We start from the raw sequence: 26,386 nt of genomic DNA, 5'->3' as shown, positions 1-26,386 counted from the left end.
AATAGGACCATGTCTGCCGCAGCCGTGAAAGGGTAATTAGTTTGGCTTCGAAAATATCAAAAATCATTCCCCGTATCTTCGGCGGTCTAGGCAATCAGCTTTTCATCTATGCCGCTGCTCGTCGCTTGGCGTTGGTCAATGGTGCCGAGTTAGCCCTTGACGACGTCAGCGGTTTTGTGCGCGATCATGAATACAACCGACACTACCAACTCGATCACTTCAATATTCCCTGCCGCAAGGCTACGGCTGCGGAAAGGCTGGAGCCATTTGCGCGCGTACGTCGCTACCTCAAGCGCAAGTGGAATCAGCGGCTGCCATTCGAACAGCGAAAATATCTTGTGCAAGAGAGTGTTGATTTCGATGAACGGTTGCTCACTTTCAAACCCCGTGGCACGGTATATCTGGAGGGCTATTGGCAGAGCGAAGATTACTTCAAGGACATCGAGCCCCAGATCCGGGCCGACCTGCGCATTCACCCACCCACGGATACCGTTAATCAGCAGATGGCGGAGCGTATTCGGGCCACGAATGCCGTTGCCGTTCATGTCCGCTTTTTTGATGCACCGGCCCAATCAGCGCTAGGCGTTGGTGGAAATAACGCCCCCGGAGACTATTACCAGCGTGCAATTAAGGTCATGCAAGAGCAGGCGCCGGATGCGCAGTACTACATTTTCTCCGATCAACCCCAGGCCGCGCGAGCACGTATTCCTCTGCGCGATGATCACGTTACGCTCGTGAATCACAACCAATGCGATGCCGTGGCCTACGCCGACCTCTGGCTGATAAGCCAATGTCAGCATTTCATCATCGCCAATAGCACCTTTAGCTGGTGGGGGGCTTGGTTGGGCAAAACTCCAGAGAGTATCGTCATTGCGCCGGGGTTCGAAAAGCGCGAGGGGGCGATGTTTTGGGGGTTTCGTGGATTGTTGCCTGATCGCTGGGTAAAGTTATGATCGTTCCTATTACCGTACTCATGTCCGTTTACAACGGCGAACGCTGGCTCCGCGAAAGCATTGAGAGCGTCTTGGGGCAAACGTTCACTGACTTTGAATTCATCATTGTCAACGACGGCAGCCGGGATTCAACGCTCGATATCATCAATGGCTTTGCAGCCAGAGATCGGCGAATACAGGTCATCAACAAGCCGAACACCGGCCTGGCCGATTCGCTCAATGTCGGTATTGGCCAGGCCAGGGGGGAATGGATCGCACGCCTCGATGCCGATGATCTGTGCGAACCCAATCGATTGAGCGTTCAATACGCCCTGGCTAGTTCAAAGAAAGAATTCGTATTGATCGGTTCCGGGCTGACCGGAATAGATGAGAGCAGCCAACCCACCAAGTTTTATAAGTACCCACCCTACCACCAGGATTTGGTAAACCGTTTGATTACGAAAAAGGGATTCTTTGCGCACTCCTCGGCATTTGTGCGAACCAAAACGATAAAGGCGGTGGGGGGGTACCGCACTCGAATCAAGCGCGCCGAAGACTACGATCTCTGGCTGCGCCTGTCGGAAGTCGGTGAGCTAGGCTGTGTAGATGAGTCTCTCGTGCGTATCCGGCATCACGTCGATCAAATATCCCATGACGAGGGGGGGCGCAGACAAAAGATCGACTCGCGTGTGGCTTTGGTCAGTTATCTTCTTCGCCAGCGGGGGCTAGCTGATCCTGTGGCTGCGGAAAGCACGGATAGCGAATTCGCCAAGTTTTGGCAGTTTGTCGAGCGCGGGGTCGCGCTCGACCAGCTAGTCGGATTCCGACGTTTTATTAGTGAACTCAAGGCTCGGCGTGACACGGCGACGCTTGCCGGTTTGTTTTCGGCGCTGGCTTTTTCAGTTGGTTCGCCGCATTTTGTGCTTCGTTATTTTCGGGAAGCGTTCTTGGGCGAGAAACTTGCCATGCGACTGGCCGATGAGTGGATCAGGAAAATTACAACATGTGCGGAATAGTCGGCGCAGGCAGTACGGCACCTCAGGCGGATCGCGCTTGGTTAGCCCCTGCCCGCGACACCCTGATTCACCGGGGCCCGGATGATGCGGGCAAATGGTGGTCGGACGATGGCCGGGTGGGCCTCGCGCATCGTCGTCTATCCATCCTCGACCTCTCGCCCCTGGGCCATCAGCCCATGCATCTGGCGGAGCGGGGATTGTCCATCGTCTTCAACGGCGAGATTTACAACTTCGCAGAATTGCGGCGGGAACTGGAATCGTTGGGCCACCATTTTCGTTCCCATAGTGATACCGAGGTACTGCTGGCAGCTTACGCCCAGTGGGGCAACGAGTGTTTGGCGCGGCTCAATGGCATGTTCACTTTTGCCCTCTTCGATGCGCCGCGCCAAGAGCTGTTTTTGGCGCGCGACCGCGCGGGCGAAAAGCCCCTTTTTTACCGGCTGGATCAGGGCGTGCTCTATTTCGCCTCCGAATTGAAGGCTCTGCTGGCCCACCCGAATCTGCCGAGGCGCATCGATCCCGATGCGCTGGATTGTTACCTCGCCATGGGTTACGTTCCAGGCGAGCGTTGCATTCTGGCGGGGTATCACAAGTTGTCGGCGGCTCATGCCCTGCGCTTCGACCTGCATAGTGGCACGGCAAAGGTGTGGCGATACTGGCAACTGCCCGAACTGGATGCCGCCGCCGATAGCGCCGACGAAACCGCGCTGCTGGATGAACTGGAGTCCCTGCTGGAGGAGGCCGTGGGCCGGCAACTGGTGGCGGATGTGCCGGTGGGCATATTGCTCAGTGGCGGCGTGGATTCCAGCCTGGTCACGGCCATGGCCGTGCGTCGCTCAAGCCAGGTGCGCACCTTTAGCATCGGCTTTCCCGGCCACGGCAAGCTGGATGAAACCCCCCATGCGCGCCTGATTGCCCGGCATTTTGGCACCGAGCACACAGAGCTAATGGCCGAGTCCACCACGGCCGACCTGCTGCCTACCCTGGCACACCAGTTCGACGAGCCCATGGTGGATTCCTCCATGTTCCCCACCTGGCTGGTTTGTCATCTGGTGCGCCAGTATTGCACCGTGGCCTTGGGTGGCGATGGCGGCGATGAGTTGTTCGGGGGGTATGGTCATTACAGCCGTCTTCTGTGGATGCGGCGGCGGCTCACTCACGTTCCCGGATGGTTACGCCGTGGCGTGGCCCAGGCGGCTGAACACTGGTTGCCGGTTGGGCTAAAAGGACGCAATTGGCTGCAAGGGTTGGATGTGGACTTGAGAGACGGCCTGCCGCTGATCGCCAGTTATTTCGACACCACTACGCGGCGGCATTTGATGCGCGGTCACGCAGGCCATCCGCTGGTCGCCGAGTCCATCCGTGTCGGACGCATTCCTAAGCAGCATGACTTGTTGCAACGGGCCACCCGCATGGATTTCGAAAACTACCTGGCGGACGACATCCTGGTCAAGGTGGATCGGGCCAGCATGTTGAATTCGCTGGAGGTGCGCGCACCGCTGCTGGATTATCGGGTGATCGAGTTTGCGTATCGCAGGGTGCCCTCGCGTCTGAAGGCGACCGAGCAGGAAAAGAAGGTTCTGCTCAAGCGTCTGGCGGCGCGGGTGCTGCCGCCGGAGTTCAATAGGCAGCGCAAGCAAGGTTTTTCCATTCCCCTGTCCGAGTGGCTGAAAACCGGGCCATTCCGTGAATTGTTCTGGGATACCTTGACCAGCCGAAATTGTCTGTTCGATCAAATGACAGTGCGTAGTTTGCTGCAAGGGCAAGACCGGGGCCGTGGCAATGGCGAGCGCCTATTTGCTCTGGTGCAGTTCGAACTATGGAGCAAAATTTATCGGGTCAGCCTGTGATAGACATCGGATTCACTATCCACTGAATATGGCACGCTGTTTTGAATGAGCACTGCTAATCATTTCTCTGACAACGCGTACGGTATTACTGTGGGTATCGACGCAACCAACCTGAGCGCTGGCGGTGGGCGTACGCATCTGATCGAACTGCTTCGCGCCGCCGACCCCACGGCGTTTGGAATTGGTAGGGTGGTCGTCTGGGGGAGTTTGGCCACGCTTGCGCTTCTGGATGATCGCCCGTGGCTGGAGAAGGTCGCCCCTCCGGCACTGGAAGGCAACTTATTGAAAAGAACCCTATGGCAGAGGTTTAGCCTTTCGGCTACGGCACGAGAGGCTGGTTGCGATGTTTTATTTGTGCCCGGGGGCAGTTATGCCGGTGATTTTCACCCGGTAGTCACTATGAGCCGGAACATGTTGCCCTTCGAATGGGGGGAGTTGCTGCGGTATGGTTGGTCTATGAAGACGCTCAGATTCATCATGCTCCGCGCAGTGCTGCAACGATCATTCCGCTCGGCAGATGGCTTGATATTTTTGACCCATTATGCCAAGGAAGGCGTAGAGAAAGTCACCGGTAGTTTATTAAACACCGCCATCGTGCCGCACGGCCTGAATAATCGATTTTTCCAACCGCCGCGCGTTCAAAGCCCAATTAAAACTTATACGGCCGATAAGACATACCGTATATTGTATGTTTCCACCGTTACAGCATACAAGCATCAATGGCATGTCGTTGAAGGAGTTGCTCGACTGCGAAAACGCACAGGGTGGCCGGTGATTTTGGAGCTTGTAGGTCCAGCAGATCCTTCGGCATTGTCCCGCTTGCAAGCGGATATAGTACGGTGCGACCCTGAGCATGCGTGGGTGCGTTACCACGGCCCTATACCATTCGAGCAGTTACACGCGATTTACAATAGGGCTGACTTGGGCCTGTTTGCCTCCAGTTGCGAAAACATGCCCAACATCCTCCTCGAGACCATGGCCTCGGGTTTGCCTGTGGCTTCATCTAATCGAGGGCCTATGCCGGAGATATTGCAGGGTGCAGGGTTGTATTTCGATCCAGAAAGCCCGAATGACATTGCTAGGGCTTTGGAGGGAGTAATCGCCGACCCTCAAATGCGATCATGTTTAGCCGGAACTAGTTACGCTGCTGCTGGCCAATATACTTGGAAGCGTTGCGCGGACGGGACGTTTTCTTTTATTTCAGCAACTTGGCAGCGTAATGCTAACTCCGCTTCCGTTGTGCAGAACCCAATAAAACAATGAGGAACAACGCTTGATACGTGAACAAATCTGTCCACTCTGCGGCAAGCAAGGATTTCAAGCGTACCCGTTAGGCTTGTTGCGTTGCGAATCGTGCCGTCTGGTGCTTTCCCCGTCAATCTGGCAGCCGCAGGCTAATGAGCGGATGGAGGACGAGTGGTTTGGCGAGGGTTACGAAGCGCGGAAGTCTTCGGTCTGGGTGGAATGGTTCGAGGCTTGGAACAACCGTAAGACCTTGGCACGCCTGGCCGCTCATTCACGGCAGGGCAACCGGCTGCTTGAAATAGGTGTCGGCAGCGGCAGTTTCCTGAAAGTGGCCAAGACCAAGGGATTTGATGTGATGGGCTGCGATTTGTCCGCCCCTATATGCCGCCACGTTGAACGGGAATGCGGCATTGCAATGCACTGCGGGTTTTTGTCTGAATTGCCGGACGACAGGCAATGCGACGCGGTGGTCATGAATCATGTGCTGGAGCATGTGCAGCAACCGGTCGAATTTCTGCAAGACGTGTTTCGGCTGCTGAAGCCGGAGGGCATCGTCCACATCGCTGTGCCGAACATTGATTGTTGGGAAGCATGCTTGCCGGGATGGACAAGTTACGAGCCATACCATCTGACTTACTTCAATCGGCAGACGCTGTTAAAAGCTGTCGAGGCGGCGGGGTTCTCCGCAGAGAGGGTGCTGACGAGTGATTCGTTTTCCGGCTGGTTTCTCGCCCTGCTGCGCACCGCACTAGGCATCAACCGCACGCAAGGGGTGGTTACGCGCCCCGTTGCGGCATCGGAAAATCGTCCGGCAAATTCGCGCTCCGGCTGGGTCGAGCATGCTTATCGTCTCGCCATGGTTGTCGTGGGGGGGGGGGCTATGGCCGCTGCGATGGCTGCAAGGCAAGCTGGGTTATGGCGACGAGGTTACATGTATCGCGCGCAAAACCGCTTTGCGTCAAGAGGGCCAGTCCATGCCTGACAAACCCCAAGCCATGGCATGGCCGCCCGGTATCGCCCCTGTCGCTGTGGTGATGATCTCCCTCAACGAGGGCCACAACATGGAGGCCGTGCTGGATAACCTGAAGGGCTGGGCGCAGGAGGTATTTCTGGTGGATAGCTACAGCCAGGACGACACGGTGGAGATTGCCTTGCGCCATGGTGTGCATGTGGTGCAGCGCCGTTTCCGTGGCTTTGGCGACCAGTGGAATTTCGCTCTGCGGGAGTTGCCAATCAGCGCGCCCTGGACTATGAAGCTGGACCCGGATGAGCGGTTGTCCGCCAATTTGAAGGCGAATTTGTGTGCAGCCATGCGATCCGGCAAAGCGGCTGGTTTATCGATGGAACGTCGTCTATGGCTGATGGGCAGAGAACTCCCCGTCCATCAACGCTTGGTTCGAGCATGGTGCACCGACAAATGCCGTTTTACAGACATTGCTGTCAATGAGCATCCTATTGTTGAGGGGCACATCGAGTACGTTGCAGGCGTTATGGAACACCACGATAGCCCGGACCTCGACCATTGGCTGGAAAAGCAGAACCGCTATACGACGGCCGAGGCCGTGATTGCGTTCAATAACTCGGCGCTGGCCGATACCCCGCGTTTGTTTGGCTCTGCTTTGCAGCGGCGCATGTGGCTGAAAAAGAATTTCTATCGCGTTCCGTTCCGTTATCTCTTGTTATTCCTCTACCACTGGCTATGGCAAGGTGCCTGGCGCACGGGCTGGGTCGGCTATGCCTGGGCGCGGCTGCGGGCAGATGTGATGCGACTGATTGAATACAAGGTGCGCGAGATGCGGCTGACGGGGCGGCTGCCGGTGAAGCGGGTGTATGGGCCGGGTCGGCCGGACCCGCGCGTACCTCAGTACGATTGAGGCCACAAGAGCATGTGCGGGCTGGTCGGTATCTCCTTTTCCCCGCCCTTCACCTTGCAGGAAGACAACCTTCGTGCGGCGCTTGCCGCCCTGCAACATCGGGGGCCGGACGATGCGGGTGTGTTTATGGATGCCGAGCGTGGTATTGGCCTTGCACATGCGCGGCTCTCGATACTCGACCTCTCGCCCCTCGGCCATCAGCCCATGCTCAGCGAAGACGGCCGCGTGGCGCTGGTGTTCAACGGCGAGATTTACAACTTCCGCGAACTGCGCGCCGAACTGGAGGCCGTAGGCCATGTCTTTTGCGGCCATTCCGATACCGAGGTCTTGCTGCATCTGTATCTGGCCTGGCGTGCGCACGGCGGCGACCTGGCCAAAACTCTGCGCCGACTGAACGGCATCTTTGCCTTCGCCCTATGGGATGCGGAGCGCGGCGCGCTGCTACTGGCACGCGATGCCTTGGGGGTGAAGCCTTTGTATTACTGCGCGGATGCAGGCCATTTCGCCTTCGCCAGCGAGATCAAGGCGCTGCTGCCTTTGATTGGTAGGCTTGGCCCGCTGGACGCGACGGCGCTGCATCGTTACCTGAGCTTTCTCTGGTGCCCTGGTGAAGGCACACCGGCCAGCAATGTGAAAAAGCTCGGCCCCGGTGAATGGATCTGGGTGCGGAACGGGGTGATTGAGGAAAGGGTGGTTTGGTATCGCCTGCCCGCGTTCCGTCATGCTCCGTCTGCCATGGATGAATTGGCGGCGGTAAGCGGTACCGTGCAACACTTGCGTGCGGCGGTGCATCGGCAGTTGGTGGCGGATGTGCCGGTGGGGGCCTTTCTTTCCGGGGGGCTGGATTCCAGCAGCGTTGTGGTGTTTGCCCGGGAGCGGAATCCGAATATCCGCTGCTTCACCATCGAGTCGGCCGGGGGCACGGAAGCGGGCACCGCTGACGATCTGCCTTATGCGCGGCGCGTGGCCGAACATCTGGGCGTGCTGCTGGAGGTGGTGCGTGTCGATGCGGCGCGGATGGCCGAGGATCTGGCCGGGATGGTCGCCCAGCTCGACGAACCGCTGGCCGACCCGGCGCCGCTGAATGTGCTGTACATCAGCCGCCTGGCGCGCGAGTGCGGCATGAAGGTTTTGCTGTCGGGGGCTGGCGGGGACGACCTGTTTACTGGCTACCGTCGGCATCGTGCAGTGTTGGCGGAGCGCTATTGGCACTGGCTTCCCCGCCCGGTGCGCCAAGGGCTGGCCGGACTGGCAGGCACTCTGGACCAACGCTGGGCCTGGGGGCGGCGCTTGCGCAAAGCGTTCGACTGCGCGGCGTTGGATGGCGATGCGCGGCTGGTGAATTACTTTGCCTGGAGCCGACGGGACGACCTGATGGCGCTATACACGCCGGAATTCCGTGCCGCCGTGGGCGAGGCGGAAGCCGGTGCGCCGATGCTGGACTTTCTTGCCGGGCTGCCGAGTGACCTGGTGCCGCTGGAGCGAATGCTGGCCTTGGAGCAGCGCTTCTTCCTCGCCGACCATAACCTGATCTATACCGACAAGATGTCCATGGCCGCCGGGGTGGAAGTGCGCGTGCCTTTCCTAGACCTGGAGTTGGTGGAGTTCGCGCAGCGGATTCCGATCCGCTTCAAGCAGCGCGGCAGCGAGGGGAAATGGGTATTGAAGAAGGCCATGGAGCCCTATCTGCCCAAGGACGCGATCTATCGGCCGAAGAGCGGCTTCGGCGCGCCTTTGCGGCGCTGGATGCGTTTCGAGTTGCGGGAATTGCTGGGGGACGTGCTGGGCGAAGCCAGCCTGCGCCGACGCGGTTTGTTCGACCCGATTGCCGTGCAGAAATTGATCGCCGCCAACGATGCGGGCCGGGTGGATGCCAGCTATACCCTGCTTTCGTTGCTGTGCGTCGAGCTGTGGTGCCGACGGTTTATGGATGAGGCTGGGGAACACTCACCGGTTTTTGGAGGAAGCCTTGCATGACTGAACAACACGATGCGGAAAAGCGGCAGGTGCATGATTTTGGAATCGCGCCTCCTGCGGGGAGGACTTGTATCTGGTGGGAAGTGACCGTGCCGCCTGATTCCGCGTCCGGTGCGCAGTCCCCAAGAGAACAACGAGGAACAGCGCATGCATAAGTGATCAAGTCTGCCCACTTTGTGGTGGGCAAACGTTCAAACGACAACGGTTGGGCTTGTTGCGTTGCGAATCGTGCCGACTGGTACGGGTGTATGGGCCTGGACGGCCCGATCCCAGGGTGGAACAGTATGGAGAGCAGTGAACGGGTCTTGTGATACGCTTATTCCTATGAAACATGCCTACTGGAGATAGGAATGGAAACGGTGAATGTCAGTAGTTTGAAAAACAACCCCAGCGAAGCCTTGCGACTGGCTCATCATGATGTGGTGGTCGTCATGAATCGCAACGCGCCGGATGCGGTGATGATCGGCATCGATTCCTTGGGTGTTCTGGAAGCCAGAGGGGTTCGTCCGGCATTCGCTACCGCATTATTTCGTGATGGAAATCTGTCGCTGTCGCGTGCCGCGCATTTGGCCGGGATGCGCGTGTCCGAGTTTGCCTCGCATGTTTCCCGTCTGGGAATTCCCGTTGTCAGGCTGGATGGTGCCGAGGCAGCACGGGATATGGATACGCTGGACGAATGGCTCGCCTCGTCCTGACCGATGCCAGCCCGTTGATTGGCCTGGCGCGGGTGGAGGGTTTGACATGGCTGGTGACGTTGTTTGGCGTGGTGTGGATGCCCGACGAGGTGCGACGGGAGGTGTTGTCGGGGTTGGGGACCGGCGATGAACAGGCGATCAAGGCTGCCAAAGCTGCGGGCTTCTTGCGCGTTTGGCCGTCGGCGGTGCCTGACAAACCGGACTTGCCGGACCTGGACGAAGGCGAGTCTGCTTGTATTCGCATTGCTTTGGCAGAAGGTGGGGATGCCTTGCTGCTGATGGACGAGCGCGCAGGTCGGGCCGTGGCGCAAGAACATGGCTTGCGCGTTGCGGGTACGGCGGCGGTGATCGGGATGGCCAAATCGCGCGGATTGATTCCTTCGGCGAAAGCGGTGTTCTCTCGCCTGCATGATTCCGATTTCCGCATCTCGGCGGCCGTGATCGAAACGATACTTCGCCGGGTGGGGGAGCGATGAGGCGAGTAGTACCGTACCGCCAGCACCAACTTTGGGGATGGATGAGCGAGGCCGTGCCGACTTGGGGGAAGCATCTATATCTGGCCTGGCGTGCGCACGGCGGCGGTGCATCGGCAGTTGGTGGATGAGGCTGGGGAACACTCACCGGTTTTGGGAGGAAGCCTTGCATGACTGAACAACAGGATGCAGAAAAGCGGCAGGTGCATGATTTTTGGAATCGTGCATCCTGCGGGGAGGACTTGTATCTGGCGGGAAGTGACCGTGCCGCCTAGTTCGCTGGTTGTTTCCCAAGGCAGGGTTGTTCATGTTGATTGAGGCTAGAAAATAAGTGAAACAGATACTCCAATCTCTTAAAACGGGTGCGACCGAAGTGGCCGAAGTTCCCGTTCCCAGCGTTAAACGTGGTCAGCTATTGGTTAGAACCACCAACACACTGGTTTCCGTCGGCACTGAACGGATGTTGGTTGAGTTCGGCAAAGCGGGCTGGATTGAAAAAGCGCGGCAGCAGCCGGACAAGGTGCGCATGGTGCTTGACAAGATCAAGACCGATGGTTTGCAGCCCACGATTGAGACGGTGTTTAACAAGCTCGATCAGCCTTTGCCGCTAGGGTATTGCAATGTGGGCCGGGTGGCCGAGATTGGAACCGGTGTGACCGGGTTTGAAGTGGGTGAGCGGGTTATCAGCAATGGCAAGCATGCCGAGGTGGTGAGCGTGCCCATCAATCTCTGTGCCAAGGTGCCCGATGCCGTATCCGACGAAGAGGCGGCTTTTACGGTGCTGGGGGCCATTGCCCTGCAGGGGATTCGCCTGGTACAGCCGACCCTGGGGGAGACCGTCGTGGTCACCGGTCTGGGGTTGATCGGTCTGGTGACGGTGCAGCTTTTACGCGCCCATGGTTGTCGTGTGCTTGGCCTGGACTTCGATAAGGAGAAGCTGGCGCTGGCCCACCGCTTGGGCGCCGAGGTGGTGGATCTGGCCGCAGGGCAAGATCCGGTCAAGGCTGCGGAGCTGTATTCCCGCAGGCGCGGCGTGGATGCCGTGATCGTGACGGCGGCCACCAAGAGTAGTGAACCAATGCATCAGGCGGCGTTGATGTGCCGCAAGCGTGGGCGCATTGTGTTGGTGGGGGTTACCGGTCTGGAATTGTCGCGAGATGATTTTTTCAAGAAGGAGCTGACCTTCCAGGTTTCGGCCTCCTATGGGCCGGGGCGTTACGACCCGAATTACGAAGAGAAGGGTCAGGATTATCCGGTGGGGTTTGTGCGTTGGACGGAACAGCGCAATTTTGAGGCCGTGCTGGATATGATGGCGGATGGGCGTTTGGATGTTAAACCGTTGATTTCGCACCGTTTTTCCATTTCCGAGGCTGAAAAGGCTTACGAACTGGTGGGTGGGGCGGGGCCTTCGCTGGGTATTTTGTTGGCATACCCGGGTTTGGAAATTTCGGCGGCCGCAAGGACGGTTTCGCTGAAAGCCACGCCGATCTCGGTTGCTGAGGCTGGATCGGGCAAGGCTTCAGTGAGTTGCATTGGGTCAGGCAATTACGCGACGGCCGTATTGATTCCGGCCTTCAAGGGAGCGGGTGCACATCTTCGCAGTGTGGCTTCCAGTGCGGGGGTGAGTGGTGTGCATGCCGGGCGAAAATACGGTTTCGACGAAACCACTACCGATACCGGCCGTATTTTTTCAGACCCCGCGACGAATGCGGTTGTGATTACGACCCAGCACGACAGCCATGCCCGTTTCGTGCTGCAGGCACTGCGTGCGGGAAAGCACGTTTTCGTTGAAAAACCCCTGTGTCTGACTTTGGCTGAGTTGGCGGAAATCGAATCAGCCTACGCCGAGTGCTGCCAGCGTCAGTCATCTGAACCCATGGTGATGGTGGGGTTTAACCGTCGTTTTGCTCCCCAGGTGCAGAAGATCAAGCAGTTGTTGGCAGGCGTTACCGGGCCGAAATCTTTCATCATGACGGTGAATGCCGGGGCGATTCCGGCCGACCATTGGACACAGGACCCGGAGGCGGGCGGTGGGCGGATCATCGGCGAAGCCTGCCATTTCATTGATCTTCTCCGCTACCTGGCCGGGGTGCATCTGACTTCCTGGCAGCGGACGAGCATGGACTCCCCGACCCAGGACACGGTGAGCCTGCAGCTAGGCTTCGCGGATGGTTCTATCGGGACGGTGCATTACTTTGCTAACGGTAGCAAAGCATTCCCCAAAGAGCGGCTAGAGATATTTGCTGCTGGGCGCGTTTTGCAACTCGACAACTACCGCAAGCTGACCGGGTTTGGTTGGCCGGGCTTCAGCAAGATGAATTTGTGGCGACAGGATAAGGGGCAGAAGGCCTGTGCCAAAGTCTTTGTTGATGCAATGGAAGGCTATGCTCCAAGCCCTATCCCATTTGATGAGGTTCTAGAGGTGAGTCGGATCAGCATTGAGCTTGCAGGAGTGACTCAGTGAAGTTCATTGACATCATCGCCGGGGCACGGCCAAATTTCATGAAAATCGCCCCGATCATTCGTGCGCTGGAACGCAATAATGACAATAAGGAGTTAGTGCGACCGCTTTCGTATCGGCTTATTCATACTGGCCAGCACTACGATGCACGAATGTCCGGTGACTTCTTCACCCAGTTAGGAATCCCCGAACCACATGTGAACCTGGAAGTGGGTTCCGGCACGCAAGCCGAGCAAACCAGCACCATCATGACACGCTATGAGCGCTTGTTGCTGGAGGCACCAAGCGACCTGTGCTTGGTGGTAGGCGATGTGACATCCACCATGGCTTGCGCCATTGCAGCGCAGAAGCTGCATGTATCTGTGGCTCACGTCGAAGCCGGGATTCGGTCGGGGGACTGGACCATGCCGGAGGAGATCAACCGCATGGTCACGGACGCTATTACCAACTGGTTTTTCACTACCAGCGAGGTGGCCAACACCAATTTGCGTAGGAGCGGTGTGGGGGACGAGCGGATTTTTTTCGTGGGTAACACCATGATCGACACGCTGCTGGCCAACATGAACCGCCTGCAGAAGCCTGACTTCTGGGACGCGCTGGGCTTACAGTCAGGTGAATACTTTGTAGTGACCTTGCACCGCCCTGCCAACGTAGACCAGGGCGACGGCTTTGCCCGTTTGCTGCGCGCCATTGCTGATGGCACACACGGTCTGCCGGTAGTGTTTCCAGTTCATCCACGCACGGCCAACACGCTGCGCGACCTGAATGAGGTGCCCGACAGTTTCCACTTGGTCGACCCGCAGCCTTACTTGGAATTCAACTACCTGGTGAAGCACGCCAAGGCTGTCATCACCGATTCGGGTGGCATTACCGAAGAAACCACTGTGATGGGCGTGCCCTGCCTGACCTTGCGCGACAGCACCGAACGCCCTGAGACCGTCACCATCGGTACGAACGAGCTGATTGGCACCAACCCCGCTGCCATTGCCCCTGCCCTGGACAAGCTGTTTGCCGGGCGCTGGAAAAAGGGCGCCATCCCGGAAAAGTGGGATGGCCGCACGGGTGAACGCATTGTGAAGGTGCTTACAAAGTTGCTTGCCGATAAACGTCAATTGGCCGGCTGACCATCATGGGCTGGTTGAGCCAGGCAGGCCTTTATTGGCACACGCTGCGCTATCTGCGCCCGGTACAGTTGTACGGCCGGGTGTGGTTCCGGGTTTGGCGGCCCAAGCCTGACCTGCGCCCAGCGCCGCAACGCACAGCACCCTCAGGCGGCTGGCAATTACCCGCCCGACGCTTACCGTCTATGACTGGCCCACGCAGCTTCGTTTTTTTGCACGAAGCGGGTCAACTAAATGAAATAGGCTGGGATGGGCCACAACGCCAGAAACTCTGGCGTTACAACCAGCATTATTTCGACGACCTCAATGCCATCGATGCCCCAGCCCGCCATGCTTGGCACACGGCGCTGGTAGAGGATTGGATTGCACATACCCCCCCAAGCCTGGGCAATGGCTGGGAGCCTTACCCACTGTCATTGCGGATAGTGAACTGGATCAAATGGGTATTGCGTGGTACGGAACTTGCCCCTGCCGCTTTGCACAGCCTGGCTATTCAGGTGCGCTGGCTAACCAACCGATTGGAAATTCACCTACTAGGCAATCACCTGTTTGCGAATGCCAAGGCCCTGGTATTGGCGGGATTGTTTTTCGAGGGCAAAGAGGCGGATGCCTGGCTGGCAAAAGGCTTGCGAATACTGGCCCGTGAAGTGCCAGAACAGGTACTACCGGACGCCGGCCACTTTGAGCGCAGTACCATGTACCACGCTCTGGCCCTGGAAGACATGCTGGATTTGGTCAATGCCACCAAGGCTTTTGCTTCCAGACTGAGCACCGCGCAAAAGTTGCAGGTAGCGGACTGGCCTCATCGTGCCCGCGCCATGCATGCATGGTTGCAGACCATGTGCCACCCAGACGGTGAGATCAGCCTGTTCAACGACACAGCGTTCGATATTGCCCCCAGCGTGTTCGAACTGGATGGCTATATGCGCCGGGTACTGCCCGATGTTCCAGCCCCCCCGAAACCAGCCTTTGTACACCTTACGAACAGTGGCTATGTGCGCTTGGCCCGTTGTCAGGCCGTGGCATTGCTGGACGTAGCTCCGATGGGGCCAGACTACCTGCCCGGCCATGCCCATGCTGACACTTTGAGTTTTGAGCTGTCTGTGGGTAAACAGCGGGTATTGGTGAATTCAGGCACTTCCTGCTACGGCACCAGCGCCGAAAGGTTGCGTCAACGCGGCACGGCTGCCCATAACACCGTGGTGGTGGACGGACGAGATTCGTCGGAAGTGTGGGACGGGTTTCGGGTGGCACGCCGGGCTTACCCCGTAGGGCTGCATATCGAGCATGAAGCGAACGCTTCAACTACCCAAGTCAGTTGTGCTCACAACGGCTACGGTCGCCTGCCCGGCAAGCCCATGCACCACCGCACTTGGCGTATGGACGAAGAGGGTTTGACCGTGATGGATTGGGTAGATGGCCCGCACCATACGGCCGAGGCCAGATTCCACTTCCACCCTGACCTGCAGGTGCAGATACACCCCAACCAAAAAGAAGGCACCGCTTTGCTTCCTAGCAGTACTACGCTGACATGGCAGATTGAGCATGGCCAGGCCCGGCTGGAACCGAGTACTTGGCACCCCCGGTTTGGAAGCTCGCTGCCCAATGTTTGCCTGGCAGTGCAGTTGGTAGAAGGCACCTGCACACTACGTTTCCGTTGGGCCCATTCAATCGCTTGAAAGCCTGCCCCCCATCACATGCACATCTTATTTTTGACTGACAACTTCCCACCCGAGGTGAATGCCCCGGCCAGCAGAACCTTTGAGCACTGCCGCGAGTGGGTGAAAGCCGGTCACCAAGTGACGGTGATTACCGGTGCGCCAAATTTCCCCAAAGGCAAGGTGTTTGACGGCTACCGAAACCGGCTCTGGCATGAAGAAACCATGGTCGGCATCCGCGTAATCCGCGTCTGGACATACATCACAGCCAACGAGGGTTTTGCCAAGCGCACACTGGACTACCTGAGCTATATGGTCACGGGCTTCCTCGCCAGCTTGTTCGTACGCCGAGTGGACATTGTGGTGGGCACATCCCCACAGTTCTTCACAGTTTGTGCAGCTTACGCGTGTGGCCTATTCAAGTGCGTGCCATGGGTATTTGAGCTGCGCGATATCTGGCCTGAATCTATCCGCGTGGTGGGTGCCATGAAAGCTAGCAAGGTGCTGGACCTGCTGGAAAAGGTAGAGCTGTTCTTGTACAGAAAAGCCAGCGCCATTGTGTCTGTCACGCATGCGTTCCGCACTGCGTTGATGCGTCGTGGCGTGGATGGCAACAAGATTCATGTGGTGACCAACGGCGTGGACATTACGCGTTTTTCCCCTACGGAAAAAGACACTGCGCTTTTGCAGCAGTATGGGCTGCAAGGCAAGTTTGTGGCTGGCTACATTGGCACGCATGGTCTGGCACACGCACTTGATACGGTGTTGGATGCAGCCAAGGCACTGAAATCCGCACCTGACGGTGACCGCTTCCGCTTCATTTTGCTGGGCGACGGCGCCAACAAAACCGCCCTGCGCCAACGCGCACAAGCCGAAGGACTGGACAGCGTCATCTTTGTGGATTCGGTGCCTAAAGACCAGGTAGTGCGGTACTGGTCGCTGCTGGATGCATCCATCATCCACCTGAAGAAGGACAAACTGTTCACCACCGTCATCCCGTCCAAGCTCTTCGAATGCATGGGCATGGCTATACCGGTGCTACACGGGGTACAGGGTGAATCAGCAGGCATTGTTGAGCGGGAAGATGTTGGTTTGCTATTCGAGCCTGAAAATCCGGAGGCATTGATTCAAAACCTGCGACGCTTGGCAGATGAATCACTATTGCTCAATCGCTTTAAGGCTAATGGACCAATTGCAGCAAAGCATTACGACAGAGTGGCTTTAGCGACAAACATGCTGAATATTCTTGAAACACAGGCAAAGAGGGTATGTTGAGGGGTACTGGCCCCAGAGTACCCAACCACACTGTGCGAACTGGCCGCGCAGATCAAGGCATTCGGCGCGTGCCGTACCACGCTGTTGACAGAGCGCGTGGGCACCGGCCTGGCGCGTGCGCTGTATGCCACGTATGTGAGCTACCTGCCCACAGAACGTTTTGCCTACGAGGTGCCCCAGTACGCAGACCCACGCGGCGTGTTCGTCGAAATGCTCAAAACGCCGGATTGCGGCCAATTCAGTTGCTTCACAGCCCACCCCGGCATTACGCGCGGCGGACATTACCACCACACCAAGACGGAGAAATTCTTGGTCATCAAGGGGCAGGCGCTATTCCGCTTTCGCCACCTGTTGACCAATGAACGGGTGGAATGGCGAACGTCCGGTGACAAGCCACAGGTGGTAGACACCATCCCCGGCTGGGCGCATGACATCACCAACGTGGGCACCGACGAAATGGTGGTGCTGCTATGGGCCAATGAGGTGTTTGACCGGGAAAAGCCGGATACGGTGGGGTGTGGGGTGTAGTTCAGTGCGACAGGGGCGCACCCGTGTGATCGGCGAAGACCGATTCCAGAGTCGGCGCGTCCAGGGCAAAGTCGAACCAGCCTTCAATTTGTTCGAGCGGCGCCGCCTCAATGCGCGCCATCAGCGCCTCTGGCACATCGCCAAAACGCTTGGCCAGCAGCTTGTGCAGGGTACGGATTGCTTCTAGGTGCTGGCCTTGATTCATGCCGGTTTGCATCCCTTGCAACAAGCCTTGCTCAATACCTTTCTCTATCCCAACCTGCATCCCCTTGGCTTCATACCCTTTGGCCCATTCTTCAATCCGTTCTGACAACATGATGCTGATCTCCTGTAAATCATCCACTTCGGGTAACTGCATTTGGTATGGTTTTTTGCGCATCCATGTTGCGCGAAGCCATATCGCGAACATTCTGCGGACATCTGCGTCATTCTCATGCCATTCTTGCAGGGACGCTATCAACGGCAGAAGCGCCTCGGGCGAGGAAACCTGTTCCAGCCGAAAAAGCGCTGCAACGAAATTCTTGACCGGGGGCAAGGTGTTTTCGGTGTAGTGATTCTTCGCAATCAACAAGTATTGGAACTTCGGCTTGAATCTTTCCACCAAACCCGGCACGGGCGGGATCAATTCGCTGAATTCGGTCGCCGCCGTCCAACGGGCAGCGCCGTTGTACAGCACGATCGGCAGCACAGGGGGCAGGCGGCCATTGGGCAAAACCTCGCCGCGTCGAATCAAATCCTGGTACAGCAGGCCAAGGTACACCAGCATTCGCAAGGCCATGTAGCGGTCTACGCTGCTTTGGAATTCGATCAGTAGGTACAGGTAGACCCACTGCCCTCCCACTTTGATGCGCCAGACCACATCGTCAGCCCGTTGGCGAAAGTCTTCGCTGATGTAACTGCCGGGTACCTTTTCGAGCGAGTCGTAATCAAGGCTGTAGAGCCAGTCATCGGTTACAAACCCCTGAATCAGGTCACGAACCATCTTCCGATTCGAGAACAGAAATTTGTAGCTGCTATCGTGTTCGGTGGCCATGCCCCTATGGTATGGCGAAACAGCTACCTGCCCACCGAACGTTTTGCCTACCAGGTACCCCAGTACGCGGACCCGCGCGGCGTGTTCGTGGAAATGCTCAAAACGCCGGATTGCGGCCAATTCAGTTGCTTCACAGCCCACCCCGGCATTACGCGCGGCGGGCACTACCACCACACCAAGACGGAGAAATTCCTGGTCATCAAGGGGCAGGCCCTGTTCCGCTTCCGCCACCTGTTGACCGATGAACGGGTGGAATTGCGAACGTCCGGCGACAAGCCACAGGTGGTGGACACCATCCCCGGCTGGGCGCATGACATCACCAATGTGGGCACCGACGAAATGGTGGTGGTGCTATGGGCCAATGAGGTGTTTGACCGGGAAAAGCCGGATACGGTGGGGTGTGGGGTGTAGCCGATCGTTCCCACGATCCAGCGTGGGAACGCAGCCCGCACCGCTGAAGCGGTGCAACTGACCCTCTGTCACGACCGGTACCCCGTTCCCCCACCCCCAGCGCCAACACAATCCGGCGCTACACGCGCCCAGCCAGATGGAGCGATGCGCGAAGCATGTCATTGATGCGCGTTTGCCAGCCGTCCCCGGTCGCACGTAGTGCAGCAAGCACGTCGGCATCCAGACGCAATGCAATCGGTTCATGTTGCACTTGTTTTGTTTATTGCACTTGTTGTGCTATCCTGTAGGCAGACAAGTTAGCCCCCCTGGGGGTAAAGGAGAGACATATGCGAACGATCGATCGTGTTAGGAAGGTGGCTCCCCCACCACTGAACGCCAAGGATAAGGAGATGGTTCGCGTGGCTCAACGCTGCATCATGGCCTCCCTTGACCACTCTCGGGCAGCGGCCATTACGTTGACCACAGACTCTGGGGAGCATCCAACCGTCGAGGTTCCACCGGCTGCCCTCAAGTTGATCGGTCAGCTCTTGGGCATCATGAGCGAGGGGCATCCTGTCGTTTTGATGCCAACCGAGCAAGAATTGACAACGGTTGAGGCAGCCAATTTTCTAAATGTTTCCAGACCCTTCGTGATCAAGGAGATGGAGGCGGGGCGCTTGCCGCACAGGAAGGTGGGCTCGCATCGCCGCATTGCTGTAGAGGATTTGCTGGCATACGCACAAAACATGCGCGCCCAGCAGGCCAACGCTTTGGAGCGACTCGCCGACAACGCCCGTGAGTTGGGGTTGGATTACTGATGGCTGGGCACGCTCGCTACACGGCACTGCTGGATGCGTGCGTTCTGTTTCCACTGGCCATGACAGATGCGTTGATGAGCTTGGCCACTGCCGGATTCTTTGCTGCGAAATGGACGACGAAGATTGAGGACGAGTGGATACGGTCCCTCGAAAAGCAACGCCCCGATCTGGCCGGAAAACTGTGGACAAGACGCGATGGCATGCGTGATGCAATTTCCGACTGGGAGGTGCCGGAGTCTGCCTGGTCATCGATTGCCGGTGGGATCGTGTTACCCGACCCGAATGACGTTCACGTCCTTGCCGCTGCCATTGCGGGTCATGCCGATTGCATCGTGACTTCGAATTTGAAGGACTTTCCGAATTCGGTATTGATGGAGTACGGCATTGAGGCGATCGACCCTGACACCTTCATCGTCAACCAGTGGGATTTGGATTCCGTGAATGCCATTGCTGCATTCAAGCGAATGCGCGCGAGACGGAAAAAGCCGCAGTCCAGCCCAGAAGATTTTGCTTACGCCTTGGAGTTGGGCGGTCTGCCTACGACGGCAGAGAGATTGCGCCTGGCCGCAGAGTTGATTTGAGCGTAAGCCGAACTGGCAGTGTCGGTATTTCGCTACCCGGTGGTGTCGGCTGCAATGGACTGCAACATTCCTCTACGGATAGCAATCGTCTGCAATGGCACCGATGCTGTAGCTTGGTTTGGGTCGCATGCCCACCAGCGCCAACACAATCCGGCGCTACACACGCCCAGCCAGATGGAGCGATGCGCGAAGCATGTCATTGATGCGCGTTTGCCAGCCGTCCCCGGTCGCACGCAGTGCAGCAAGCACGTCGGCATCCAGACGCAATGCAATCGGTATTTGGGTCGATGCGGATTTGGGGCTACCACGCCGTAGCAATTGCTCGCCTTCGTACTGGTCTGCGCGCTCGAAAAATTCTTCTGTCAGTTCCGGCGCATCGTCTGGGTCAATCCATGTAGCGTGCATATCGCTCGATTTTTGCGCGTGTTCTATCACTTTAGGGTTCAGTGCGACAGAGGCGCACCCGTGTGATCGGCGAACACCGATTCCAACGTCGGCGCGTCCAGGGCAAAGTCGAACCAGCCTTCAATTTGTTCGAGCGACGCCGCTTCGATGCGCGCCATCAGCGCTGCTGGCACATCACCAAAACGCTTGGCCAGTAGCTTGTGCAGGGTACGTATTGCTTCCAGGTGCTGGCCTTGATTCATGCCGGTTTGCAAGCCTTGCTGCATTCCTTGTTGCATCCCTTGTTGTCTACCTTGCAGCAAGCCTTGTTCCATTCCTTGCTCTATCCCAACCTGCATCCCCTTCGCTTCATACCCTTTGGCCCATTCTTCAATCCGTTCTGACAACATGATGCTAATCTCCTGTAAATCATCGACTTGGGGTAACTGAATTTGGTATGGTGCTTTGCGCATCAACGTTGCGCGTATCCATATCGCAAACATTCTCCGAACATCTACGTCATTCTCATGCCATTCTTGCAGGGACGCTATCAACGGCAAAAGTGCCTCGGGCGAGGAAACCTGTTCCAGCCGAAACAGCGCTGCAACGAAATTCTTGACCGGGGGCAAGGTGTTTTCGGTGTAGTGATTCTTCGCAATCAACAAGTATTGGAACTTCGGCTTGAATTTCTCCACCAAACCCGGCACGGGCGGGATCAATTCGCTGAATTCGGTCGCCGCCGTCCAACGGGCAGCGCCGTTGTACAGCACGATCGGCAGCACAGGGGGCAGGCGGCCATTGGGCAAAACCTCGCCGCGTCGAATCAAATCCTGGTACAGCAGGCCAAGGTACACCAGCATTCGCAAGGCCATGTATCGGTCTACGGTGCTTTGGAGAATGGCGAACGTCCGGCGACAAGCCACAGGTAGTAGACACCATCCCCGGCTGGGCGCATGACAATTACCAATGTGGGCACCAACGAAATGGTGGTGTTGCTATGGGCTAATGAGGTGTTTGACCGGGAAAAGCCGGATACGGTGGGGTGTAGGTATGAAAAAACTCAAAGTGATGTCGGTCGTCGGTACGCGGCCGGAGATCATTCGTCTTTCCCGCGTGCTGGCGGCGTTGGATAGGCACTGTGAGCATGTGCTGGTGCATACGGGCCAGAACTATGACTATGAATTGAATCAGGTGTTCTTCGACGACTTGGGTGTGAAGAAACCGGACTACTTTTTGCACAGCGCCGAAGGCAGCGCCAGCGCCGCCAACACGATTGGCAATCTGATCACGACCGTGGACGGCGTTTTGGCGCAGGTGCAGCCGGATGCCATGCTGGTGCTGGGCGATACCAATAGCTGCTTATCGGTCATCCCGGCCAAACGGCGCAAAGTGCCGATCTTCCACATGGAGGCTGGCAACCGTTGTTTTGACCAGCGGGTGCCGGAGGAAATCAACCGCCGCATCGTTGATCACACGGCAGATATCAACCTGACCTATAGCAGCATTGCGCGCGAATACCTGCTGCGCGAAGGACTTCCGCCGGACCAAGTCATCAAAACCGGCAGCCCCATGTATGAAGTGCTGCACCACTACATGCCGCAAATTCAGGCTTCTGACGCGCTGGCGCGTTGGGATGTGGCCCAAGACCAGTACTTTGTGGTGAGCGCGCACCGGGAAGAAAACATCGAACCCGATACCGCTTTTGCCAAATTGGTCGCCGTGCTCAACATGGTGGCAACGGAGTACCAATTGCCCGTCATCGTCTCCACCCACCCGCGCACCCAAAAGCGCGTGGATGCCACCGGCGTGCGTTTTCATCCCTTGGTGCGGCTACTCAAACCACTGGGGTTTCACGATTACGTCAGGCTGCAAATGGGGGCCAGGGCTGTGTTGTCGGATAGCGGGACGATCAACGAGGAGGCATCGATTCTGAACCTGCCCGCCCTGAACTTGCGTGAAGCGCATGAGCGCCCCGAGGGGATGGAGGAAGCCGTGGTCATGATGGTGGGGCTGGAAGTGGACAGGGTGCGGCAGGGGTTGGCGATTCTGTCGAGCCAACCACGCGGTGCCGACCGCGCGCTGCGCCTGGTGGCAGATTACGCCATGCCGAATGTTGCCGACAAGGTGGTGCGGATCATCCACAGCTATACAGACTATGTGAACCGCGTGGTTTGGAAGCGGTATTAGGGCGACTAGGTGGCCAGGAGCAAGGAACGATGCGGATCGCGCTGATTGCAGATACCTTTCCACCATTGCGCACTTCGGGCGCAGTGCAGCTTCGCGATTTGTCGCGGGAGTTCGTACGCCAAGGCCATGCGCTGACGGTTCTGCTCCCCACCCCGGGGCTGGAAACGCTCTGGCGGATCGATGACTACGAAGGCGCGGAGGTATTGCGCCTGCGCGCCAGCCCTTTGTCCGCCCAACGGTGGGATGGCGTCGTCTGGTATTCCCCTTCCATCTTCCATGGGCCTTTGGCCGGGGCGCTGAAGTGCTATGCGCAAATTCACACAAAGTGTGATTTCCTATACCAACAACCTTCGCCGGATTGCGGCCAGTTCAGTTGCTTCACAGCCCACCCCGGCATGACGCGCGGCGGGCACTACCACCACACCAATTCAGTAGGCTCTTATGCATGGTTCATAAAAAAGCCATATCATCGCTGGTGAATCATCAATGAATCAAACATGGCCAAGCCTGCATCCCGCCCCTATTCCCAACGCAGTTTGCTCGCAATGCAGTTGCTTGGTGCCCTCATCCGCGAAGGGCGCTTGGAAAACGCGATGACCACGACTGACCTTGCCATGCGTGCGGGGGTTTCCCGCGCTTTGTTGCAACGCATCGAGCGGGGCGACCCCACGTGTTCCATCGGTGCCGTGTTTGAGGTGGCATCGATTTGCGGCGTGGCCCTGTTTGAACAGGATGAACGCTGTCTGGCATCCACACTGGCCCACCACCGCGAAAAACTGGCTTTGCTGCCCAAAGCCGTCAGAGCCAAAGCCAAGGTTGTGCAGGATGATTTCTGACGCAGCCGTTGCGTATGCACAGGCCTATGTCTGGGTGTGGCTACCACAGGCCGATGCACCCGTGGTGGCGGGTTTGCTGTCCCGTCAGGGGCCGCGGCTGGCGTTCCACTATGGCCGTAGTTATCTTGCCCGCAAGGATGCCATCCCGCTGTATGCACCGGAATTGCCTTTGCAGCCCGGGTATATCCCCCTGGCGCCGGGTTGGAATATGCCCGGCTGCATCCGCGATGCGTCTCCAGATGCCTGGGGCCGCCGTGTGCTGATTCATCGCACACTGGGTGCAAAAGGGGCAGATGCGGCGCAGGTGGAACTGGATGAGTTGACGTATCTGTTGGAATCGGGTTCCAACAGGGTGGGCGCGCTGGACTTTCAACGTTCGCCCACGCACTATGCGCCACGGCTGGCGCAGCAGGCCACTTTGGTGGAATTGCAGACCGCTGTGGAAAAGATCGAGCAAGGTATCCCCTTGTCCCCCGATCTGGATCAGTCGCTGCTGCATGGAACGTCGTTGGGCGGCGCCAGGCCGAAGGTGTTGATCGATGACGTTGACAGCAAATTCATCGCCAAGTTTTCCACAAGCAGCGATTGGTACAACGTGGTCAAAGCCGAGTTCCTTGCCATGCGCTTAGCCGCCAAGGTTGGGCTGGATGTAGCGCCGGTGCAATTGCGGTCGGCTTTGGGCAAGGACGTGTTGCTGGTTGAACGGTTCGACCGTGTGCGGCAGGGCAGCGCGTGGCACCGTCGGGCGATGGTTTCCGCACTGACGATGTTGGAGCTGGACGAGATGATGGCTGCCTATGCCAGCTATGAAAAGCTGGCAGAGATCATCCGCCATCGTTTTGTGAACGCCAGGGAAACTTTGCGGGAACTGTTCAGCAGGCTGGTTTTCAACATCTTGTGCGGGAATACGGATGACCACGCCCGCAACCATGCTGCTTTTTGGGATGGGCAGCGTTTGACGCTGACACCCGCCTACGACATTTGCCCTCAGCCCCGCGTAGGGCAGCAGGCATCGCAGGCCATGCTGATTCACGGCGGTGACCGAAGCAGCCAGCTTGCGACGTGCATTGCAGCGTCGTCAAGTTACTTGCTGAGCCGTGAAGAGGGTATCGACATCGTGAATCGCCAGCTTGAGGTGATCATGAACGCATGGCAACCCACGTGCGATGAGGCCAATCTCAACGCTGTGGATCGCGCCATGCTTTGGCGCAGGCAGTTTCTGAATCCATTTGCCTTTTTCAACCTGCCTGAAGGCATCCGCTGGAACCTGGACGGGCAAACATGGTGATGTCCGGTGGTGCGGTATGACCCATGCGACAAGGATTTTGATGAACGGCTGGAATTGCGAACGTCCGGTGACAAGCCACAGGTGGTGGACACTATTCCCGGCTGAACGCATAACATCACCAACGTGGGCACCGACGAAATGGTGCTACTGCTGTGGGCCAATGAGGTGTTTGACCGGGAAAAGCCCGATACGGTTGGGTGTGGGGTGTAGTTCAGTGCGACAGGGGCGAATCTGTGTGATTGGCGAAGACCGGTCACGTTGGACTGGAATACTCACAATCAGGTCTTCAAATCGGTTGATAGTCATGGGACCGACGTCATGACACCTGTAGGTGCAACTCCTTACCGCAGGCCTTGACGTACTTTCTGAGGGTGGCGACCGAGGGCGAGTGCTTGCCCGTGGCCAGTGCACGCTCAAGACGGGCAACGGCAGGGGCTTGCGTGCCCATGCGGGCGGCAAGCTCGGCCTGGGTCAAGCCCGCCTCGTGGCGCGCTTTGAGCAGCGCATCCAGAAGCTCCCCTTCTTCGCGCTCAATGCGTTCAACTTCGGCGGCTACGCCGGGACGGCTCATCAGCTTCTTGATGACTTCATCGTGTGTGGCCATGTTTCACCTCTTTCATGCGGTTCAGTGCAATTTCTAGTTCACGCGGTGGTGTGCGGCTGGTCTTCTTGATGAAGCTGTGCAGCATCACGATGCGCCGGCCCACTTGCGTGCAGTAGAAGACCCGGGCAATGCCTTCCGCGCCCTTGAGGCGCAGTTCCAGCAGGCCATCCCCCATCGACTTGGTGTGCGGCTCTCCAAGGTTCGGACCAACAGCCACCATGCGCCGCGTCAAGACAACATAGCGCGCCGCCAAGGTGTCTGGCAGCGCCAGGATTTCTTGCTCCACGCCTTCGCTGTAGTAATCAATCGCGTATTCCATGTCTTAGAATAACATAAATGTTATGCGAGTGCTGAGGGCTGAGTGCTCAGCACTGGGTGAAACCATGTGCCACAACGGGGAGAGGCCGTCTCTGTGGTGGCCACGTTCTGCCACAACATTGCGCCTGGTTGTGGAGGACGTGGTGTTGGCCTGGCGCGTGCCCTGTATGCCACGTATGTGAGCTACCTGCCCACCGAACGTTTTGCCTACGAGGTACCCCAGTACGCAGACCCGCGCGGCGTGTTCGTGGAAATGCTCAAAACGCCGGATTGCGGCCAATTCAGTTGCTTCCCAGCCCACCCCGGCATTACGCGCGGCGGGCACTACCACCACACCAAGACGGAAAAATTCTTGGTCATCAAGGAGCAGGCGCTGTTCCGCTTTCGCCACCTGTTGACCGATGAACGGGTGGAATTGCGAACGTCCGGTGACAAACCACAGGTGGTGGACACTATTCCCGGCTGAGCGCATAACATCACCAACGTGGGCACCGACGAAATGGTGGTGCTGCTATGGGCCAATGAGGTGTTTGACCGGGAAAAGCCGGATACGGTGGGGTGTGGGGTGTAGGTACCGCGTACTCGCAGCGTTGGACAGGCACTGTGAGCATGTGCTGGTGCATACAGGCCAAAACTATGACTACGAATTGAATCAGGTGTTCTTCGACGACTTAGGCATAAAGAAAACGGACTACTTTCTGAACAGTGCCGAAGGCCGGATGGCTGAAGCGGCTGGGCGACGGCAAGCGCTGGGTCATGACCACTACCGCCGGTGAACGGTTGAATCTGAAACGCCCGGTATGTACAGCAGTGACATCGAAGCGCATCAAAGGGGCCAGGTG

Annotated in this window: 29 protein-coding genes and 2 pseudogenes; 25 read left to right on the top strand and 6 right to left on the bottom strand. The window is 57.7% G+C overall.

Annotation, left to right across the window (positions count from 1 at the left end; genetic code table 11):
- Positions 1 to 41 precede the first annotated feature (41 nt).
- From CENROD_RS02225 to CENROD_RS02160, 14 genes are all read left to right on the top strand, one after another.
- Positions 42 to 953 carry an alpha-1,2-fucosyltransferase gene (locus CENROD_RS02225; RefSeq protein WP_022771443.1) on the top strand — a complete coding sequence of 304 codons (912 nt, stop codon included), beginning with the start codon at positions 42 to 44 and terminating at the stop codon, positions 951 to 953.
- Positions 950 to 1,948, top strand: a complete 999-nt coding sequence (locus CENROD_RS12315; RefSeq protein ID WP_022771442.1) for a glycosyltransferase — start codon at positions 950 to 952, stop codon at positions 1,946 to 1,948. The genes CENROD_RS02225 and CENROD_RS12315 overlap by 4 nt, the downstream gene beginning before the upstream one ends.
- Complete coding sequence (asnB, locus tag CENROD_RS02215) at positions 1,936 to 3,798, top strand: asparagine synthase (glutamine-hydrolyzing) (protein WP_022771441.1); 1,863 nt, start codon at positions 1,936 to 1,938, stop codon at positions 3,796 to 3,798. Before CENROD_RS12315 ends, asnB (CENROD_RS02215) begins: the two co-directional genes overlap by 13 nt.
- Positions 3,799 to 3,843: 45 nt before the next feature.
- Positions 3,844 to 5,061, top strand: a complete 1,218-nt coding sequence (locus tag CENROD_RS02210) for a glycosyltransferase family 4 protein (protein WP_022771440.1) — start codon at positions 3,844 to 3,846, stop codon at positions 5,059 to 5,061.
- 142 nt (positions 5,062 to 5,203) lie between these two features.
- Positions 5,204 to 6,025 carry a class I SAM-dependent methyltransferase gene (locus CENROD_RS02205; protein WP_022771439.1) on the top strand — a complete coding sequence of 274 codons (822 nt, stop codon included), beginning with the start codon at positions 5,204 to 5,206 and terminating at the stop codon, positions 6,023 to 6,025.
- Between the two features lie 13 nt (positions 6,026 to 6,038).
- Positions 6,039 to 6,917 (top strand): glycosyltransferase family 2 protein, encoded by an 879-nt coding sequence (locus CENROD_RS02200; protein WP_041193831.1) that lies wholly within the window; start codon positions 6,039 to 6,041, stop codon positions 6,915 to 6,917.
- Between the two features lie 12 nt (positions 6,918 to 6,929).
- Positions 6,930 to 8,894, top strand: coding sequence for an asparagine synthase (glutamine-hydrolyzing) (gene asnB, locus CENROD_RS02195; protein WP_022771437.1), 1,965 nt, complete (start codon positions 6,930 to 6,932; stop codon positions 8,892 to 8,894).
- A 350-nt stretch (positions 8,895 to 9,244) separates the two neighbouring features.
- Positions 9,245 to 9,589: a UPF0175 family protein gene (locus CENROD_RS02190; RefSeq protein WP_022771435.1), complete on the top strand. Its 345-nt coding sequence runs from the start codon at positions 9,245 to 9,247 to the stop codon at positions 9,587 to 9,589.
- On the top strand, positions 9,571 to 10,065 hold the full coding sequence (locus tag CENROD_RS02185; RefSeq protein WP_041193198.1) for a PIN domain-containing protein: 495 nt from the start codon (positions 9,571 to 9,573) through the stop codon (positions 10,063 to 10,065). Before CENROD_RS02190 ends, CENROD_RS02185 begins: the two co-directional genes overlap by 19 nt.
- 328 nt (positions 10,066 to 10,393) lie before the next feature.
- Positions 10,394 to 12,526 (top strand): bi-domain-containing oxidoreductase, encoded by a 2,133-nt coding sequence (locus CENROD_RS02180; protein WP_022771432.1) that lies wholly within the window; start codon positions 10,394 to 10,396, stop codon positions 12,524 to 12,526.
- A complete protein-coding gene (gene wecB, locus CENROD_RS02175) occupies positions 12,523 to 13,647 on the top strand; it encodes a non-hydrolyzing UDP-N-acetylglucosamine 2-epimerase (protein ID WP_022771431.1) in 1,125 nt (374 codons plus the stop codon). Before CENROD_RS02180 ends, wecB (CENROD_RS02175) begins: the two co-directional genes overlap by 4 nt.
- Positions 13,648 to 13,652: 5 nt before the next feature.
- On the top strand, positions 13,653 to 15,323 hold the full coding sequence (locus tag CENROD_RS02170) for a heparinase II/III family protein (protein ID WP_022771430.1): 1,671 nt from the start codon (positions 13,653 to 13,655) through the stop codon (positions 15,321 to 15,323).
- Positions 15,324 to 15,356: 33 nt separating this feature from the next.
- Positions 15,357 to 16,577, top strand: coding sequence for a glycosyltransferase family 4 protein (locus CENROD_RS02165; RefSeq protein WP_202961172.1), 1,221 nt, complete (start codon positions 15,357 to 15,359; stop codon positions 16,575 to 16,577).
- 84 nt (positions 16,578 to 16,661) lie between these two features.
- Positions 16,662 to 17,105 (top strand): polysaccharide biosynthesis C-terminal domain-containing protein, encoded by a 444-nt coding sequence (locus CENROD_RS02160; protein ID WP_238551807.1) that lies wholly within the window; start codon positions 16,662 to 16,664, stop codon positions 17,103 to 17,105.
- A 1-nt stretch (position 17,106) separates the two neighbouring features.
- On the opposite strand, the gene CENROD_RS02155 is transcribed toward CENROD_RS02160, so the two are convergent.
- Entirely contained in the window at positions 17,107 to 18,138 is a 1,032-nt protein-coding gene (locus CENROD_RS02155; RefSeq protein WP_022771427.1) for an Rpn family recombination-promoting nuclease/putative transposase, read from the bottom strand.
- Positions 18,139 to 18,144: 6 nt separating this feature from the next.
- Here CENROD_RS02155 and CENROD_RS02150 point away from each other — a divergent pair, with 6 nt between their 5' ends.
- Complete coding sequence (locus tag CENROD_RS02150; RefSeq protein ID WP_022771426.1) at positions 18,145 to 18,549, top strand: polysaccharide biosynthesis C-terminal domain-containing protein; 405 nt, start codon at positions 18,145 to 18,147, stop codon at positions 18,547 to 18,549.
- A 118-nt stretch (positions 18,550 to 18,667) separates the two neighbouring features.
- Here CENROD_RS02150 and CENROD_RS12945 read toward each other — a convergent pair whose 3' ends face one another.
- Positions 18,668 to 18,799, bottom strand: coding sequence for a BrnA antitoxin family protein (locus tag CENROD_RS12945; protein ID WP_081699791.1), 132 nt, complete (start codon positions 18,797 to 18,799; stop codon positions 18,668 to 18,670).
- A 76-nt stretch (positions 18,800 to 18,875) separates the two neighbouring features.
- On the opposite strand from CENROD_RS12945, the gene CENROD_RS02145 reads away from it, so the two are divergent.
- Positions 18,876 to 19,346, top strand: a complete 471-nt coding sequence (locus CENROD_RS02145) for a helix-turn-helix domain-containing protein (RefSeq protein WP_022771425.1) — start codon at positions 18,876 to 18,878, stop codon at positions 19,344 to 19,346.
- On the top strand, positions 19,346 to 19,927 hold the full coding sequence (locus CENROD_RS02140; protein WP_041193197.1) for a PIN domain-containing protein: 582 nt from the start codon (positions 19,346 to 19,348) through the stop codon (positions 19,925 to 19,927). The genes CENROD_RS02145 and CENROD_RS02140 overlap by 1 nt, the downstream gene beginning before the upstream one ends.
- A 156-nt stretch (positions 19,928 to 20,083) precedes the next feature.
- Here CENROD_RS02140 and CENROD_RS02135 read toward each other — a convergent pair whose 3' ends face one another.
- Together CENROD_RS02135 and CENROD_RS02130 are read right to left on the bottom strand one after the other, a co-directional pair.
- A complete protein-coding gene (locus CENROD_RS02135; protein WP_022771423.1) occupies positions 20,084 to 20,332 on the bottom strand; it encodes a BrnA antitoxin family protein in 249 nt (82 codons plus the stop codon).
- 38 nt (positions 20,333 to 20,370) lie between these two features.
- The gene (locus CENROD_RS02130; RefSeq protein ID WP_274518151.1) at positions 20,371 to 21,234 is read right to left on the bottom strand and encodes an Rpn family recombination-promoting nuclease/putative transposase; all 864 of its coding nucleotides are present in this window, start codon (positions 21,232 to 21,234) and stop codon (positions 20,371 to 20,373) included.
- A 30-nt stretch (positions 21,235 to 21,264) separates the two neighbouring features.
- Here CENROD_RS02130 and CENROD_RS14645 point away from each other — a divergent pair, with 30 nt between their 5' ends.
- From CENROD_RS14645 to CENROD_RS14640, 6 genes are all read left to right on the top strand, one after another.
- Positions 21,265 to 21,444: a polysaccharide biosynthesis C-terminal domain-containing protein gene (locus CENROD_RS14645; protein ID WP_476577875.1), complete on the top strand. Its 180-nt coding sequence runs from the start codon at positions 21,265 to 21,267 to the stop codon at positions 21,442 to 21,444.
- Positions 21,362 to 22,498, top strand: coding sequence for a non-hydrolyzing UDP-N-acetylglucosamine 2-epimerase (gene wecB / locus CENROD_RS02125; protein ID WP_022771421.1), 1,137 nt, complete (start codon positions 21,362 to 21,364; stop codon positions 22,496 to 22,498). Before CENROD_RS14645 ends, wecB (CENROD_RS02125) begins: the two co-directional genes overlap by 83 nt.
- Before the next feature lie 29 nt (positions 22,499 to 22,527).
- Complete coding sequence (locus CENROD_RS13805) at positions 22,528 to 22,977, top strand: colanic acid biosynthesis glycosyl transferase (RefSeq protein ID WP_022771420.1); 450 nt, start codon at positions 22,528 to 22,530, stop codon at positions 22,975 to 22,977.
- Positions 22,978 to 22,995: 18 nt separating this feature from the next.
- Entirely contained in the window at positions 22,996 to 23,334 is a 339-nt protein-coding gene (locus CENROD_RS02115; protein ID WP_022771419.1) for a helix-turn-helix transcriptional regulator, read from the top strand.
- Entirely contained in the window at positions 23,324 to 24,622 is a 1,299-nt protein-coding gene (locus CENROD_RS02110) for a type II toxin-antitoxin system HipA family toxin (RefSeq protein WP_041193196.1), read from the top strand. Before CENROD_RS02115 ends, CENROD_RS02110 begins: the two co-directional genes overlap by 11 nt.
- 114 nt (positions 24,623 to 24,736) lie before the next feature.
- On the top strand, positions 24,737 to 24,832 hold the full coding sequence (locus CENROD_RS14640) for a polysaccharide biosynthesis C-terminal domain-containing protein (RefSeq protein WP_476577878.1): 96 nt from the start codon (positions 24,737 to 24,739) through the stop codon (positions 24,830 to 24,832).
- A 106-nt stretch (positions 24,833 to 24,938) separates the two neighbouring features.
- Here the strand turns inward: CENROD_RS14640 and CENROD_RS02105 are convergent, their stop codons facing one another.
- Positions 24,939 to 25,226 carry a helix-turn-helix domain-containing protein gene (locus tag CENROD_RS02105; RefSeq protein ID WP_041193195.1) on the bottom strand — a complete coding sequence of 96 codons (288 nt, stop codon included), beginning with the start codon at positions 25,224 to 25,226 and terminating at the stop codon, positions 24,939 to 24,941.
- Positions 25,210 to 25,545 (bottom strand): type II toxin-antitoxin system RelE/ParE family toxin, encoded by a 336-nt coding sequence (locus CENROD_RS02100; RefSeq protein WP_022771416.1) that lies wholly within the window; start codon positions 25,543 to 25,545, stop codon positions 25,210 to 25,212. The genes CENROD_RS02105 and CENROD_RS02100 overlap by 17 nt, the downstream gene beginning before the upstream one ends.
- A gap of 66 nt (positions 25,546 to 25,611) precedes the next feature.
- Here CENROD_RS02100 and CENROD_RS02095 point away from each other — a divergent pair.
- Together CENROD_RS02095 and CENROD_RS02090 are read left to right on the top strand one after the other, a co-directional pair.
- A pseudogene (locus CENROD_RS02095) lies at positions 25,612 to 26,115 on the top strand (polysaccharide biosynthesis C-terminal domain-containing protein).
- A pseudogene (locus tag CENROD_RS02090) lies at positions 26,066 to 26,284 on the top strand (UDP-N-acetylglucosamine 2-epimerase); the annotation flags it as partial. The pseudogenes CENROD_RS02095 and CENROD_RS02090, both read left to right, overlap by 50 nt.
- Positions 26,285 to 26,386 lie beyond the last annotated feature (102 nt).

This window comes from Candidatus Symbiobacter mobilis CR (genome assembly GCF_000477435.1).
GTDB classification, from domain to species: domain Bacteria; phylum Pseudomonadota; class Gammaproteobacteria; order Burkholderiales; family Burkholderiaceae_C; genus Rhodoferax; species Rhodoferax mobilis.
Note: the sequence above shows the minus strand (reverse complement) of the source record. Positions and strands in the feature narration are given on the sequence as shown.